This is a genomic window from Bacillus sp. CPT56D-587-MTF, from assembly GCF_058792335.1.
Genome location: NZ_JBYTEF010000001.1, coordinates 2,014,781 through 2,029,350 on the forward strand (window position 1 = coordinate 2,014,781; position 14,570 = coordinate 2,029,350).

At 33.9% G+C, this 14,570-nt stretch carries 11 protein-coding genes, 1 pseudogene, 1 riboswitch and 2 other annotated features; of the genes and pseudogenes, 7 read left to right on the plus strand and 5 right to left on the minus strand.

Annotated features, from left to right (window positions below; all coding sequences use genetic code 11):
* Positions 1-103: 103 nt before the first annotated feature.
* The 3 genes and pseudogenes from AC3WVZ_RS10435 to AC3WVZ_RS10445 all read right to left on the minus strand — a co-directional run.
* A pseudogene (locus tag AC3WVZ_RS10435) lies at positions 104-817 on the minus strand (S8 family serine peptidase); the annotation flags it as partial.
* Between the two features lie 232 nt (positions 818-1,049).
* Entirely contained in the window at positions 1,050-2,414 is a 1,365-nt protein-coding gene (locus AC3WVZ_RS10440; RefSeq protein ID WP_233936342.1) for an alanine/glycine:cation symporter family protein, read from the minus strand.
* Positions 2,415-2,520: 106 nt separating this feature from the next.
* Positions 2,521-2,641, minus strand: a riboswitch (glycine riboswitch).
* A gap of 208 nt (positions 2,642-2,849) precedes the next feature.
* Positions 2,850-3,425, minus strand: a complete 576-nt coding sequence (locus AC3WVZ_RS10445) for a hypothetical protein (protein WP_001170889.1) — start codon at positions 3,423-3,425, stop codon at positions 2,850-2,852.
* A gap of 132 nt (positions 3,426-3,557) precedes the next feature.
* On the opposite strand from AC3WVZ_RS10445, the gene AC3WVZ_RS10450 reads away from it, so the two are divergent.
* The 6 genes from AC3WVZ_RS10450 (at position 3,558) to AC3WVZ_RS10475 (ending at position 11,286) form a co-directional block, all read left to right on the plus strand.
* Positions 3,558-3,902: a hypothetical protein gene (locus AC3WVZ_RS10450; protein ID WP_139245339.1), complete on the plus strand. Its 345-nt coding sequence runs from the start codon at positions 3,558-3,560 to the stop codon at positions 3,900-3,902.
* A 391-nt stretch (positions 3,903-4,293) separates the two neighbouring features.
* Positions 4,294-4,914: a YdbC family protein gene (locus tag AC3WVZ_RS10455; protein WP_000925180.1), complete on the plus strand. Its 621-nt coding sequence runs from the start codon at positions 4,294-4,296 to the stop codon at positions 4,912-4,914.
* Positions 4,915-5,099: 185 nt separating this feature from the next.
* Entirely contained in the window at positions 5,100-5,807 is a 708-nt protein-coding gene (gene rluF, locus AC3WVZ_RS10460; RefSeq protein ID WP_001222171.1) for a 23S rRNA pseudouridine(2604) synthase RluF, read from the plus strand.
* Positions 5,808-5,928: 121 nt separating this feature from the next.
* Positions 5,929-6,152 (plus strand) — a binding site (T-box leader).
* A 36-nt stretch (positions 6,153-6,188) separates the two neighbouring features.
* Positions 6,189-6,410 (plus strand) — a binding site (T-box leader).
* 44 nt (positions 6,411-6,454) lie between these two features.
* On the plus strand, positions 6,455-8,377 hold the full coding sequence (thrS, locus tag AC3WVZ_RS10465; protein WP_233936343.1) for a threonine--tRNA ligase: 1,923 nt from the start codon (positions 6,455-6,457) through the stop codon (positions 8,375-8,377).
* 249 nt (positions 8,378-8,626) lie between these two features.
* Positions 8,627-9,394, plus strand: coding sequence for an ABC transporter ATP-binding protein (locus tag AC3WVZ_RS10470; protein ID WP_000106426.1), 768 nt, complete (start codon positions 8,627-8,629; stop codon positions 9,392-9,394).
* Positions 9,395-9,405: 11 nt separating this feature from the next.
* Positions 9,406-11,286, plus strand: coding sequence for an FtsX-like permease family protein (locus tag AC3WVZ_RS10475; RefSeq protein WP_072770352.1), 1,881 nt, complete (start codon positions 9,406-9,408; stop codon positions 11,284-11,286).
* Between the two features lie 390 nt (positions 11,287-11,676).
* Here the strand turns inward: AC3WVZ_RS10475 and AC3WVZ_RS10480 are convergent, their stop codons facing one another.
* Positions 11,677-12,414 carry a ZIP family metal transporter gene (locus tag AC3WVZ_RS10480; protein WP_233936344.1) on the minus strand — a complete coding sequence of 246 codons (738 nt, stop codon included), beginning with the start codon at positions 12,412-12,414 and terminating at the stop codon, positions 11,677-11,679.
* Between the two features lie 154 nt (positions 12,415-12,568).
* Between AC3WVZ_RS10480 and AC3WVZ_RS10485 the strand changes: the two genes are divergently transcribed.
* Positions 12,569-13,435: an MBL fold metallo-hydrolase gene (locus AC3WVZ_RS10485; protein WP_065382124.1), complete on the plus strand. Its 867-nt coding sequence runs from the start codon at positions 12,569-12,571 to the stop codon at positions 13,433-13,435.
* A 164-nt stretch (positions 13,436-13,599) separates the two neighbouring features.
* Here AC3WVZ_RS10485 and AC3WVZ_RS10490 read toward each other — a convergent pair whose 3' ends face one another.
* Entirely contained in the window at positions 13,600-14,553 is a 954-nt protein-coding gene (locus AC3WVZ_RS10490) for a nucleoside hydrolase (protein WP_139245340.1), read from the minus strand.
* Positions 14,554-14,570 lie beyond the last annotated feature (17 nt).

Sequence of the window (14,570 nt, forward strand, 5' to 3'; positions counted from 1 at the left end):
AGATTTACCTCCCCTGTTTGATATACTCAGTATTTACAAATGGGAGGCATATGAAACTAGTAAAATTTAAAAAAGACACCGAAAGGTGGCTGAGTAGTTACCTAATTACTTTTGCACCCGAATCAGCAGCTTCTCGAATACCTTGCGCTACAGCATCAAGAGTACCACTTCCTTGATTATCTAATACGCGGACAGCATAAATTGAAGTTTGTGGGGCAACACCAGCAATTCCGACGCTGTTATTCGTAAGTGCTCCAGTAATTCCAGCGCAATGTGTACCATGACCATTACCATCATCAGATGTATTGTCGTTATCAACATAATCATGCCCGTAAATTACTTTCGAAGCCAGATCAGGGTGTGAGCCTTGAACTCCTGTATCAATAATAGCTACTTTTACACCAGGATCACTTCGTTGGCTATCCCAAGCTTGTGGAGCTTGAATCTTTTGTAATCCATATTGATTATTAAAATATGGGTCGTTTGGAGTCCAAAAGGCGTGAACGTAATAATTTGGTTCTGCATATTCCACATCTGGATTATTTTTATAACTCTTTATTTTTTCTTTTACAGTACCTTTTGAAAATTGTACGACTTCAAAACCTAACTTATCATCTTTAGATAAGACATTAGCTCCGACAGATTTATGAAAAGATTGCACATTACTTAAAGATGCATTTTGTTTGAACTTAACGATTAATTGGTTAGGAACGTAATCAGTAGATGATGTTTCAGCACTTGAAGTATTCGTGTTAAAGAAGAAACCACCAATAATAAATGATAAAACAGATAGGAAAACAATGATTTTGTTTTTCAAAAGATTTTTCCTCCCTTTTCTTGGATGAGTTTTTCAGCGACACTTTAATGTCGCATTCCTTTTCAACTATATAGTTAGACCATACGATTTATGACATTTATGTGAAAAACTTTTGAAGGAATAAAAAGGAGTAAATATTGATATAAATATATTTTTAATGATAGTAATTAAGTAAAAGAGGGGATGAAAAAAGGAATGCTCATCATGTATGAGTCATTCCTTTTTTCATAGATTAACTTGCCTGTTTTTTATTATTTTCTTTCAATTTCTCTGCTTGTAAAAAGCGATTCGTTTCAGCAACAACAATACTACTTAATCCAATCAAACCAATCAAGTTTGGAATTGCCATAAGTCCATTTGCAATATCAGCAAATGTCCATACGATTCCTAGCTTTAAATTAGCACCAATTGCAATCATGAAAATAAAGATTGCTTTATAATATTTAACTGCACTTTCTCCGAATAAATAAGCTACACATTTTTCTCCATAATACGACCAGCCTAAAATAGTAGAGTAGGCAAATAAAATAATTGCGATACCGAGAATCATACTACCAGCAGTACCGAATACAGATTGGAATGCAAGTGTTGTAGCTTCAACACCAGTTTTACCTGATTTCCAAGCGCCTGTAGTAATTAATACTAGTCCTGTAATTGTACATACAATAAACGTATCTAGAAAAGTACCAGTCATTGAAACTAAAGCTTGCTTTGCAGGCGAATCGGTTTTTGCCGCCGCCGCCGCAATTGGTGCACTCCCTAAACCAGCTTCGTTCGCAAATACACCACGCGCCATTCCGATTTGGATAGCTGATGCAACTGTTGCCCCAATAAAACCACCAGCAGCAGCTGTACCATTAAATGCACCAGAAAAAATAAGTGAAAATGCTTCTGGAATTTGGTCGTAGTGATAGAAAATAATTATAAGACCAGCAATTATATAAAAGAAAGCTTTAATAGGAACGACATATCCCGTCACTTTCCCGATTTTTTTTACACCGCCTAAAATAACAATTGCGATTAAAAATGACATTACTATACCAGTTAAAGCAGGAGGGAAAGAGAAATTAATTCGCATTGCCTCTGCAACTGAGTTAGATTGCACCATATTACCAATACCGAAAGAAGCAGTTGTACCAAATATAGCGAATAATATAGCAAGCCATTTCTTACCTAAACCACGCTCTAAATAATACATTGGTCCACCTGAATATTCACCATTTTCATTACTAACACGGTATTTCACTGCAAGTATTGCCTCTGCATACTTTGTTGCCATACCTAAAGCGGTAATCCACATCCAAAATATTGCACCAGGACCACCAATTGTAACCGCTGTTGCAACACCGGCTATATTACCCATACCAATCGTTGCGGCCATAGCTGTCATGAGTGCTTGGAAGTGACTAATATCTCCAGAAGAAGAAGTATCTTCTGATTTTTTAAACGCTAGTTTGTGAGCGTATAATAGTTTACTAAACTGTAAACCTTTCAAACGCACTGTGAGAATGATACCTGTTCCAACGAGTAGCAACAAAGTTGGTAATCCCCACACGTATTGATTTAGTTGTTCTAATACTTTACTTACTGTCTCCATCTTTATTCTCCTTTTTTAGAAAAAATAAAAACCACTTCAAGTAAATGAAATGGTCTCTGGAGAAACAAGGGATAGAAAAATAAACCGATACAATCGGCTTTTTCTTTCGCTTGTCTCTGTCCTTTTACCTGAGAGATTATCCGCTAAAGTAGCGGATTTGCTCCTTCGGTGCTCGTTTTCCTCCGCGCTCTATGAAAGCGAGAGGGAGTCTCTCCAGAGATTCGTCCCCATGCAGTTCTACTTGTAACCAAGACCTGAGAGTTTCAAAGCTGGTATAACAACTTTTTGCCCCGTCGGTAGATCAATAGACCTTCTCCTGAATGGTTCATCCGAATTATAAAATTTATAAACACATTGATTGTAAATCAATAAAAATATTATAGACATACAAATTGTGAATTGCAATCATTTTTTATTTTAAAATAGTAAATAGTTTTATTTTTTTGTAAGTCCTAATTTATCTTCAACTTCATTTAAAGTAGATAAAGCGATGACAATATGTTGATCCGCAAGTCCTAAAGCTTGTTTTGTTTTTTCAATAGTTTCATTGGTTGGAGTAGAGTTATTTGCTCCGTCTATAATCAAATTTGCTGCATTTTTCATGAAATTTGATGCGGATTTAAACTGAGTTGTGAATTGAAGTAGTTGTTTTTGTATATCTATATCTGTTATGTTTTCTTCAATTTTAAGCGTGTCTATTTCGTTCATAATTGTTTCGTACTGTTTGGAAACAGCACTCATTGTAACTAATAGTTTATTTCGATCTACTGAATCTCCATTCGTGTTAATCTCTTCCCAGGCAGGTAACCAATCTTTTTCGATGATGTCATTATAATGAGTAGTCAATTCATGAATTTTAGGTTGTAATTTCGTTTTGAAAGTTTTTGTCTCCGCTGTTTCTACAGTTGCTTTTTCGTTGTTATTTTTAACATTAGTAACATAGAAAATCGTACCGAAAATGATGAAAATAGAAATAACAACTGTCCATTTAGTAAAAAGTAATTTCTGCAATATGTAACGCCTCCAAAATTTAAAAACTTATAATTATAATATATAACAATAATGTTGTTTAAAGTAGAGAAAATAGGTTAGAAATAATTTAAATTATGACTTTTCTATACACGAATAATTAAATTTAGTAAAATGATGAAAGCTATATGCGAGAAAAGAGGGTTTTTAGTGAAAATGAATAGAAGAAAACTGGTTTTAAGTATTTCAATGGCTATGTTATTAGTTGGTTTATTTGCACTCATATATGTAGACAAAGAATCTAAAATTAAAGATTTTCCAGTGCCAATGTCAGCAATCCATATTAACGATGATAATGAAGAGGACTATCAATATATAAGTGTAATGCCTATTACAAAAGCAAATGGATGGGAGAACTTAGGGGAAAACGGGCATACTGTTAGTTTTAAAAAAGGGGAGCGGAAGGTAACTGTATTACATTATCCAGGAGAAATTACGTATTATTTATTTGAAAAATAATTGATGATAAGAGAGATAGGGAGTAGATGATAATGTAGGATTGTTTACTTTCTATCTTTTTCGGATTTTAATTCTGAATTGTTTGAATTAAAAATATTATGCATATAGAATAAAATAGTATATTTTATTGAATGATATAAATAGCGATACATAATTATATTATGTAAACTATAACTGGGATAAGAAAACAAAGTAAGAGATTTTAATTTTTATATTTTAGATGTATTTTTACACGGTAAGTATTCTCGTAATCAACTTACAACATTTACGGAGGGCATCAAATTTTGATTAAGTAATGGAGCTGATAACAAAAAAATTAATGTTTGTGTATATGGAAAAATAGAAAGTATGGCGAGTGGGAAATGGATCGAATCATAAGGGGGAATTAAAAATGTTACTAAAAACAATCTACTGTAAGGTGGAAGAAGAGAAAAAGAAATTGTTTTCAAATGCGCAAGAAAAATGGAGTGATATACGGCATCTAGATGGTTTTCATGGACAATTTGGTGGATGGTATGAAGATGAGGCATGTGTATTTACTTTATGGGAAGATAGAAGTACATATCAATCATTTATGAATGGTGCTCACGATACAATTTATGTAAATAGTAATCAAGAGGATACGTTTCTTTCGTGTGAAATTGAATTATTTCAAACGTTGTATGATATAACTGATACGCATTTGAAAGACGTTGTTACAGAAGGATCATTCGTAAGAGTTGCTATATGTGATGTAAAGGTGGAAAAGGAAAAGTATTTTTTACAGAAGCAAGAAACAATTTGGAATAAAGGAATGGAAAAAGCAAAAGGAATGTTAGGTGGAGTAGTTGGGAAGTCTTTAAAAAATGAAAATCGTTACATAGTGTTAACGTATTGGAAAGATGAACAGACGCATCAACATTATGTGGAAGAGATTTTCCCAGATTTATATAAATTAGCTAATATTCATGAAGATATAGAAGAGATAAAAGGAAAACAAGCTGTATGTAAGGAAGAATGGCTTGTATATTAAACGCTGAAAAAGTGTATAAATGAATGTATAATAAAGATATTTTCTTATAAACAAGTAATTAATAGAAGACGTTATATACCCTTTCATGTTAATATATTTAAGTTATAATAGGAGGCTTACCCTTTTGTATTGTACGGTAGAAGCAGTGTGAGCTTGAAATTTTTTTAGAAAAGGATGTGCCTAATTTGCGTATCAATAAATTTATTAGTGAAGCTGGAAAAGCGTCTCGACGTGGAGCGGATAAACTAATTAATGAGAGAAGAGTAATTATTAACGGTAAGGTTGCAAAAATTGGTGACCAAGTGAACCCAGGTGATGATGTACGAGTAAATGGAGAGCAGCTTCGAATTGCTCGAGATCACGTATATATCGCTTTAAATAAACCAGTAGGTATTACATGTACGAGTGAAAAATCAGTAAAAGGTAATATTATCGATTTAGTGAACCATCCTTTACGAATTAGTCACATTGGACGTCTTGATAAAGACTCAGACGGTTTAATTTTGTTAACCAATGATGGTGATATTGTTAATGAAATTTTACGTGCTGAAAACAAACATGAGAAAGAATATATCGTTTCAGTAGATAAGCCAATTACACCTGATTTCTTAGAGAAAATGGCAGCGGGTGTTAAAATTTTAGGAACAAAAACGCTTCCTTGTGAGGTTACACAGTTATCAAAATATGAGTTCCAAATTATTTTAACACAAGGGCTAAATCGTCAAATTCGCCGTATGTGTGAAGCTTTAGGTTATCAAGTATACACGTTAAAACGTACGAGAATTATGAATATTGAATTGAATAATTTACCGGTTGGGCAGTGGAGAGATTTAACAAAGAAAGAGAAAAGACGTCTATTTGCAGACTTAAATTACGAACCACAAGATTGGTAAAATTGTGAAGTGAAACCAAAAAAATTTGGTTTCACTTTTTTAATTAAATAAATAATTTTTTTAAACACTTGCAAAAATAAAATGAATAAGATATATTAAATAACAATAAATGGATGTTTTACAAAAAGCAAAGAAAAGGACACGAGTTATTTTACCCGGTTATACAGAGAAGGAAGGAAAGCTGAGAACTTCCTAACGCAGAAAAATAACTTACCACCTTAGAGCTGCACTAGGGAAATTAAGTATCTAGTGCCGTGTATGCGACGTTATCGCAAAAGAAGCCATTATGTTTTTTGTGATGGGAATCTGGGTGGAACCACGGATATAAGCATATTCGTCCCTATATTTAGGGATGAATATGCTTTTTTGCATTAAATTTCATAATAAGCGAAGAAAAGGACACGAGTTATTTTACCCGGTTATACAGAGAAGGAAGGAAAGCTGAGAACTTCCTAACGCAGAAAAATAACTTACCACCTTAGAGCTGCACTGGGGAAATTAAGTATCTAGTGCCGTATAAACGACGTTACCGTAAAAGAAGCCATTGCATTTTGTGATGGGAATCTGGGTGGAACCACGGGTAAAAGCACGCTCGTCCCTATGTTAGGGATGAGTGTGCTTTTTATTATGAAATGGAGAGATGAAAAATGAAAGAACAAATGATTGAAATTAAATTTCCAGATGGTAGCGTGAAAGAATTTGTAAAAGGAATTACTTTAGAAGAAATTGCGGGATCCATTAGCAGTAGTTTGAAAAAGAAAGCAGTCGCGGGGAAAGTGAATGATGGGTTATATGATTTACGCCGAAATATTGAAGAAAATGCGGAAGTAGAAATCATTACTATAGATTCAAATGAAGGTGTAGAAATTACAAGACACTCTGCGGCACATATTTTAGCGCAAGCTGTAAAAAGAATGTATGGTGATATAAATCTTGGGGTGGGGCCTGTTATTGAAAATGGATTTTATTATGATATGGATCTTCCAAGTAGTGTAAACGTAGAAGAATTACGAAAAATCGAAAAAGAAATGAAAAAGATTATAAATGAAAATATAAAGATAGAACGAGTTGAGGTTTCTCGAGAAGAAGCAGCAAAACTGTTTCAAGAAATGAACGATCGCTTGAAATTAGAACTTTTAGAAGCAATTCCTAGTGGGGAAAGTGTAACACTATATAAACAAGGTGAATTTGTAGATTTATGTAGAGGGCCACATTTACCATTTACAGGTTATTTGAAAGCATTTCAATTAACTCACGTTTCCGGTGCATATTGGCGAGGTGATAGTAATAACCAAGTGCTTCAGCGCATATATGGTGTTGCATTCTCTTCTCAAAAAGAATTAGAAGAGTATTTACATTTCGTTGAAGAAGCAGCAAAAAGAAATCATCGTAAGTTAGGCAGTGAGCTTGAGTTATTTATGTTTTCTGAAGAGGCTCCGGGAATGCCGTTTTATTTACCGAAAGGACAAATGATTCGTAACGAATTGGAAGCATTTTTAAGAGAAATTCAAAAAGAGTACAATTATCAAGAAGTACGCACTCCGTTCATGATGAACCAAGAAGTATGGGAGAGATCAGGGCACTGGGGACATTATAAAGATAATATGTATTTCTCTGAAGTAGATAATAAAAGTTTTGCATTAAAACCGATGAACTGCCCAGGGCACATGCTTATGTTTAAAAATAAATTGCATTCTTATCGTGAATTACCGATTCGTATGTGTGAATTTGGTCAAGTACATCGCCATGAATTTAGTGGTGCCTTAAACGGATTATTAAGAGTACGTACTTTCTGCCAAGATGATGCACATTTATTTGTAACTCCAAAACAAATTGAAGATGAAATTAAATCAGTAATGGCGCAAATTGATTACGTATATAAAACTTTTGGATTCGAATATGAAGTAGAGCTTTCTACTCGTCCAGAAGACTCAATGGGTGATGATAAATTATGGGAGCAAGCAGAAGCAGCATTAGAAAATGTATTACAATCGCTAAATTATAAATATAGACTAAATGAAGGTGACGGTGCATTTTACGGGCCGAAAATTGATTTTCATATTAAAGATGCTTTAAATAGAAGTCACCAGTGCGGAACAATCCAGTTTGATTTCCAAATGCCAGAGAAATTTGATTTAAATTATATAGATGAAAATAATGAAAAGAAAAGACCAGTTGTTATTCACAGGGCAGTTTTAGGGTCATTAGATCGCTTCTTAGCAATATTAATTGAGCACTTTGGAGGTGCGTTCCCGGCATGGGTGGCACCAGTTCAAGTGAAAGTAATTCCAGTTTCAAATGCAGTACATGAACAATATGCCAATGAGATTGCACTTAAATTAGCACAAGCTGGAGTTCATGTTGAACAAGATGCACGAGATGAAAAATTAGGATATAAAATAAGAGAAGCACAAATGCAAAAAGTGCCGTATGTTCTTGTTATTGGAGATAAGGAAATGGAAAACGGAGCTGTAAATGTACGTAAATATGGGGAAGAGAAGTCAGAAGTTATTGCACTAGATGTATTTGTGGCAACTATTGAAGAAGAAATAAAGAATAGAAAATATTGATTGTAAAGAAAACACACTATTAGAAATTAGTGTGTTTTCTTTTTTATCTTACAAAAATGTAAGGTAAATGTAAGCGAAATCGAGGGAACGAGTTGTAGAAAAATGAGAATATGAAGTAGGAAATAGGTTCATGTTACAGGTGTAACTCTTATTGAATGAATAATTAAAAAAATCTTAAGGATTTACATGACAAAATAATAAGAAATATGTGAGAAATTAATTTTATACAAAAGGGATGGAGTGAAAGAGATGTCAACAAATGTAGTTACTGTAGAAAGTGTAGAAAAAACGTATGGAAAAAGAAATGAGAATCAGTCAAAAGCATTAAGGGGTGTATCGTTAAGTATTAAAGAAGGAGAATTTGTCGGGATTATGGGTCCTTCTGGGTCTGGAAAAACGACTTTACTTAATGTGATAAGTACACTTGACCAAGCGACAGGTGGTAGTGTGACGATAGCTGGTACAAATATTACTTCTATGAAGGGCAATGCGTTATCTGATTTTCGCTCTCAAAAATTAGGTTTCATTTTTCAAGATTTTAATCTACTAGAAAACTTATCAATTTATGAAAATATAGCTTTACCACTTTCTCTGCAAGGCGTACCATCAAGTGAGATTACTGGAAAGGTAAATGACGTTGCGAAGAAATTAGGAATTACTGAAATTTTAACAAAATATCCAACTGCTGTTTCTGGTGGACAAAAGCAAAGAACAGCGGCGGCAAGAGCTTTAGTACATAATCCAGCAATTGTATTAGCAGATGAACCGACAGGTGCGCTTGATAGTAAAAACGCAAAAAGTTTATTAGAAGCAATGCAAGATTTACATGAAAATCACAATGTAAGTATTTTGATGGTTACACATGATGCATTTAGTGCAAGTTATTGTGAGCGTATTTTATTTATTCAAGATGGTCTTCTTTATAAAGAATTAAATCGTCAAGGCACTAGAGAGAATTTCTATCAAGACATTTTAGGTGTGCTCGCTCATATGGGCTCAGCTGCTGAGTCTAAGTAGGGGGCGAAACTATGTTATTTAAATTATCACGTCATAGTATGAAAAAAATGTTAAAAGATTATATGGTTTTACTTATTGGCCTCGTTATTAGTATTAGTATTTTCTATATGTTCCAAACGATGGCGATGAATAGCGAATTTACGAAAGATAATAGCCTAATTAGTAGTATTAGACTCGTCTTTTGGGTAGGTGCAATACTATTATCTTTCATTACTGTATTTTATATTATATATGCCAACTCTTTCTTACTCACGTTAAGAAGAAAAGAACTCGGTATGTACATGATGCTTGGTGCAAAAAAGAAAAAAGTAGCACAGTTATTATTTATTGAAACATTCGGTATGGGTATTGTCAGTATTATTATCGGTATTTTAGTAGGGATGTTACTTGCAAGTGTAGCAGGAAATTTTTTAATGAATGGAATGGAAATTTCAGCAAAAGGTAGTTATGCATCTGTATACACACCAGCAATTTTAGTTACAGCTATTTTCTTCTTAATACTATTTTTCATTACTGGCTTAATGAACAGTGTCCGATTGTTACGTAAAACTGAACTAGAGTTAATTCGTGAAGATGAAACACTAGATGAAGTGAAGAAAAGTAAAACTCGCATTATTATAATGACAGTACTTGGTGTATTACTAGTAAGTATAGGGTACTATTTTATGATCAATGTAAAAATATATGCTGAATTAGGTTTTATTATAGCAACCATCGTTACAACACTTGGAACATATTTTACCTTTAGTTCATTACTCCCATTTTTTGTGATGAAAATTAAGGGGAATAAAAAACGAAATGAAACTGGTCTAAATAGTTTTACATATGCACAGCTACGCTTTCGAGTAAATAGTTTATCGAGAGTATTAGGTACTGTAGCGATGTTAATTGCATTAGGCGCAGGTGCGATGACGGCAGGTATGGCTTTCCAAAAAAATGTAGGTATTATGACAGACTTTTCTCGTGTATATGATGTTGTAATTCATGATCCGAATGATCAAGACAAAGCTGCCTTAAAAGAAATGGAAATTGTTGAAGAAAGCAAGTACAAATATAAAGTAGATGGAGAAGCCGTTTATTATTTACGTAACGACTTAACTGCGAAACCACCACTTGTTTCAGACCATTTTGATACAAAAACGTTAAAAGAGCCTGTTCGTAAACGTGTGACTGAACCTTTAACAGAACCTGTATATTCAGCTTTAGAGGCTCCTGAATTAGCAAAATTCCCTCGTATGCCAAAGGATTGGGAAGACGCAGTTGTAAGAGAGATACAAATTACGCATAATCAATTTAACGGAAAACCAGTAAGAATTGCAGACGAAGAGCATTATAAAGGAATTCAAGGAACAGAACACACTGTAACATTAGCAAAAGTAGATGATATGAAAAAATATAAACCGTTATTAATCGAAATAGACAAGAGACAAAAAGCACAAATTGAAAAAGCAACAGGTGAAAAGGTAGACTTATTTACGAAAATGACAATTTATCAGTTTATGAACAGCTTCATGAGCGGAACAATGTTTATGGGATTTTTCCTCGGAATTGCCTTTTTAGCAATGATGGCAAGTTCCCTTATGTTCAAGATATTAACAGGTGCTTCTCGCGACATACGCCGTTATGAAATGTTACGAAAAATTGGTGTGAGACGCAGTATGCTAACGAAAAGTATATATAAAGAAATTTCATATTTATTTATCTTCCCAGCAATCATTGGCATTTCTCACGTTTTAGTAGGGCTTAACTTATTCAGCTTTATATTAGTTGACCCGTTTGTAAAAGTGTGGGTGCCAATTGGGATATTCTTAATCATTTATTTCATCTATTACTGGATAACTGTTCAACTTTATAAAGGTATGGTAATGCCGAAAGAAGAGGTAGCTAAATAGTTTATCCCGCTATTTGCCGGGCAATAAGACTCCACCTCAAAATTCAGCGGAAGCAAAGAAGTTAGGTGGGGCCCTGCTGCCCGTAAAAGCCCGAATGATTAAAGTTTCACTTTATGAAAAGAGTCCTTGTTTTGAAAATAGAGACTCTTTTTTATGTTTTTTACAAATAACGAAAATATTAGATGATGGTCAAAAAATATAATATAACTTCTAATAAATGACTAAAATAATAATGTTTTGTCGAGAGAAACGATACGAAGTATGAAAGAAATACTACAGTTATTTCAAAACAAAGTATATGCATGTTTTTTCTAGGGAGCTATAGAGAAATAGAAAGAATAAAAAAGATAGCTGAAGACAAATTGTTTTCAGCTATCTTTTTTGTTTAATTTAGTGATGTCCAGCTAGTAGAGTAAATGCTATTATTAGGAGAAAACCACTAGTTGCCCATATTAGAAATGTAAGGAAAGAGAGCTGTTTCTTAGCTTTCCAAAGCATTTCATGAATTGTGACATAGCCAAGTGAACCGATAGCACTTCCCATAATGAGTCCTTGCAGGTGAAGAGCTTTTCCTTCCATCAAAATGCCAAAAACTGTGCCAGTACCGAGAATAAGAGAAAGTAATAAAGTTGTTAATAAAAAGGAAACATATTTATGCTTTGTAAAGAGAAAGGGGATAATTAATGCTAAGCCTTCAGGAATATGGTGAATGACGATTGCTATTAAAAAGGGAATGGCAGAGTCATTATGATTTATAAAAGCTGTACCTAACGCAAATCCACTAGGTATATTATGAATAAATATAGCGAAAGAGAGAAAAAGGAAGGTTTGCCATGCTTGTTGCTCTTTTTTATGTATCATTGGATGGTGACAATAGTTATCTAATAAGCTCATAACTAAAATACCGATGGCTATACCAAGTATAGGCCCAATCATTTCGTAGCTTGAAAATGTTTCAGGAATAATTTCAAGGGATAAAAGCCCAAGTAAAATTCCGCCACATAATGCGTATAAACGATGCATCTTTTCTTCAATGAGTTGGCGTGTTGCTACTCCAACAGCACCGCCTAATAGTAATCCACCAAATGAAAAAAACGTAACAATCATTGGAATCCATAATCGTTCCATAGTATCACACTCCGATTCTTCCACTTATTTTTAGCTTACGAAAAGGAAAGTTAGAATAGTCCAAGTAATTGTGTTTGAGTATAGAGAAAAAAGTAGTGATTCGTTATAATCTATATATTAAACTTAAGTGAGGAAATGAAAAGGGGAATTGGTTATGCAACAAATTAAAAAAATAGGAAACTCATTTTGGTATATGACACCTGTTTCTGAAACAGATAGACCTATCTTAGGAATGGTCGTTGGACAAGAAAAAACGTTAATGATTGATGCAGGGAATTCAGAAGAACATGCACAATTATTTTTAGAAATGTTAAAAGAACAAAATGTATCGAATCCAGATTTCGTAGCACTAACCCATTGGCATTGGGATCATATTTTTGGATTGCCTGTACTACAAGATGCATTGTCTATTGCACATTCTGAAACGAAAAAAGAGATGCGTACACTTGTTTCTTATGAATGGACAGATGAAGCTTTGGACGCACGCGTAAAAGAGGGTACTGAAATTGCATTTTGTGCGGATTGCATAAAAAAAGAGTTTGAAGAAAAAGCGAGAAATATTAACATTATTCCTCCGACCTTAACGTTCCAGAATCAAATTGAATTAGATCTTGGTGAAGTGACATGCGTGTTAAAACATGTGGGCGGAGATCATGCACATGATTCAGTTGTTATGTACATAAAAGAAGAAAAGATATTGTTTTTAGGGGACTGTATATATGCAGATATTTTTTCCTCGAAGTGGAACTATACGACGAAAAGAACGTTTGCGTTAATAGATGAATTAGAAAAATTTGATGCTGAGACATATATTCTTTCTCATGGAGAAGCGATAAATCGAGAGGAGTTTTTACAAGAGATTCGTATGTTAAAAACAGTAGGAACTTATACAGAAGCTCATAAGGGCGATGAAGAGAAGATAAAGGCAGCGTACAAACAAGAACTAGATAGAGAATTAAATGAAGATGAGTTAGAAACAATAACGTATTTTGTCAATGGTTATGAAATGAATAATCTGTAAGACACTACATTAATCAAATATAATTAAATTGCACAAAAAGAGTATTGAAATTTAATTCAATACTCTTTTCAATAGTTAAATATGTAGTTTCAACTAAATTCTAAATATAGGGGTTCATCGTCTGAAGTGATTTTATTCTATTTATTTTTCGTATAGATAGTGGTTCAAGTAGAAGCTTTCTTTGCTAATTCAGTAATATATTCAAAGAATACATCACGTTTTACATCATAAACGACATTTACAGGTCGTCCATCAGCAGTTTCCTCTGTACGTCCTTGGCTTGGTCCGTATGTATGAACAATACTATTAATTGTTTCAGTTTTTGCAAGGTTAGTGTTTCCGACAAGCGCGGTAGTTAGTACATCCCATAAATAGTAGGTAGAGTTCGTTGAGAAGTGAACGAGAGGGGGAACCATTGCATAGCATTGACCAAGGAAATCCATACCAATATACTTTCGTTCTTTTGCCCATTGTTCACGTATGTTTATAGTTAACGGAACTTGGTTTGTACTTTCTAGTGTCACTAAGTCGATTTTAATTTTTGCATCCCATACACGAGCCACTGCTTCAGGGTCCCAAAACGAATTCCACTCAGCTGTTCCATCATGCTCTGGTTCATGTACATTGCCTGCTGTAAGAAATGTACCACCCATCCAAACGAGACGTTCAATTTTATCTTCTATGATGGGAGTTTCATATAATGCACGAGCAAGGTCAGTTAGGGGTCCCGTAAATAATAAAGTTGTTTTTCCTTCCGTTTGTAGAAGCGTTTCTATTAAGTGATGATGTGCAGACTTTGCTGCTACAGGTGTTATAACTTTTCCAGCCTCATTTAAAATTGGTAAAGCATCTACATAAAATGCATGCATCCGCCAGTCTTTTGGAAATGGATTTTTCGCACGGGAATTTGATGCGGCTACTTTAATATATTCTTTGCTGAAGCGATCAATAATTTTGCGACTTGCAGATATTGCTGGTTCCAAATAGCAATCAGCAGGGATAACTGAAACACCTGTAAGTTTGACATTATCCATCTGAAGTAATAAAAATAGTGAAATTAAATCATCTACACCACCATCATGATTGAAGTACACTTTTTTCATCATTGTAATCTCCATCCTATTTGATTTAGTTA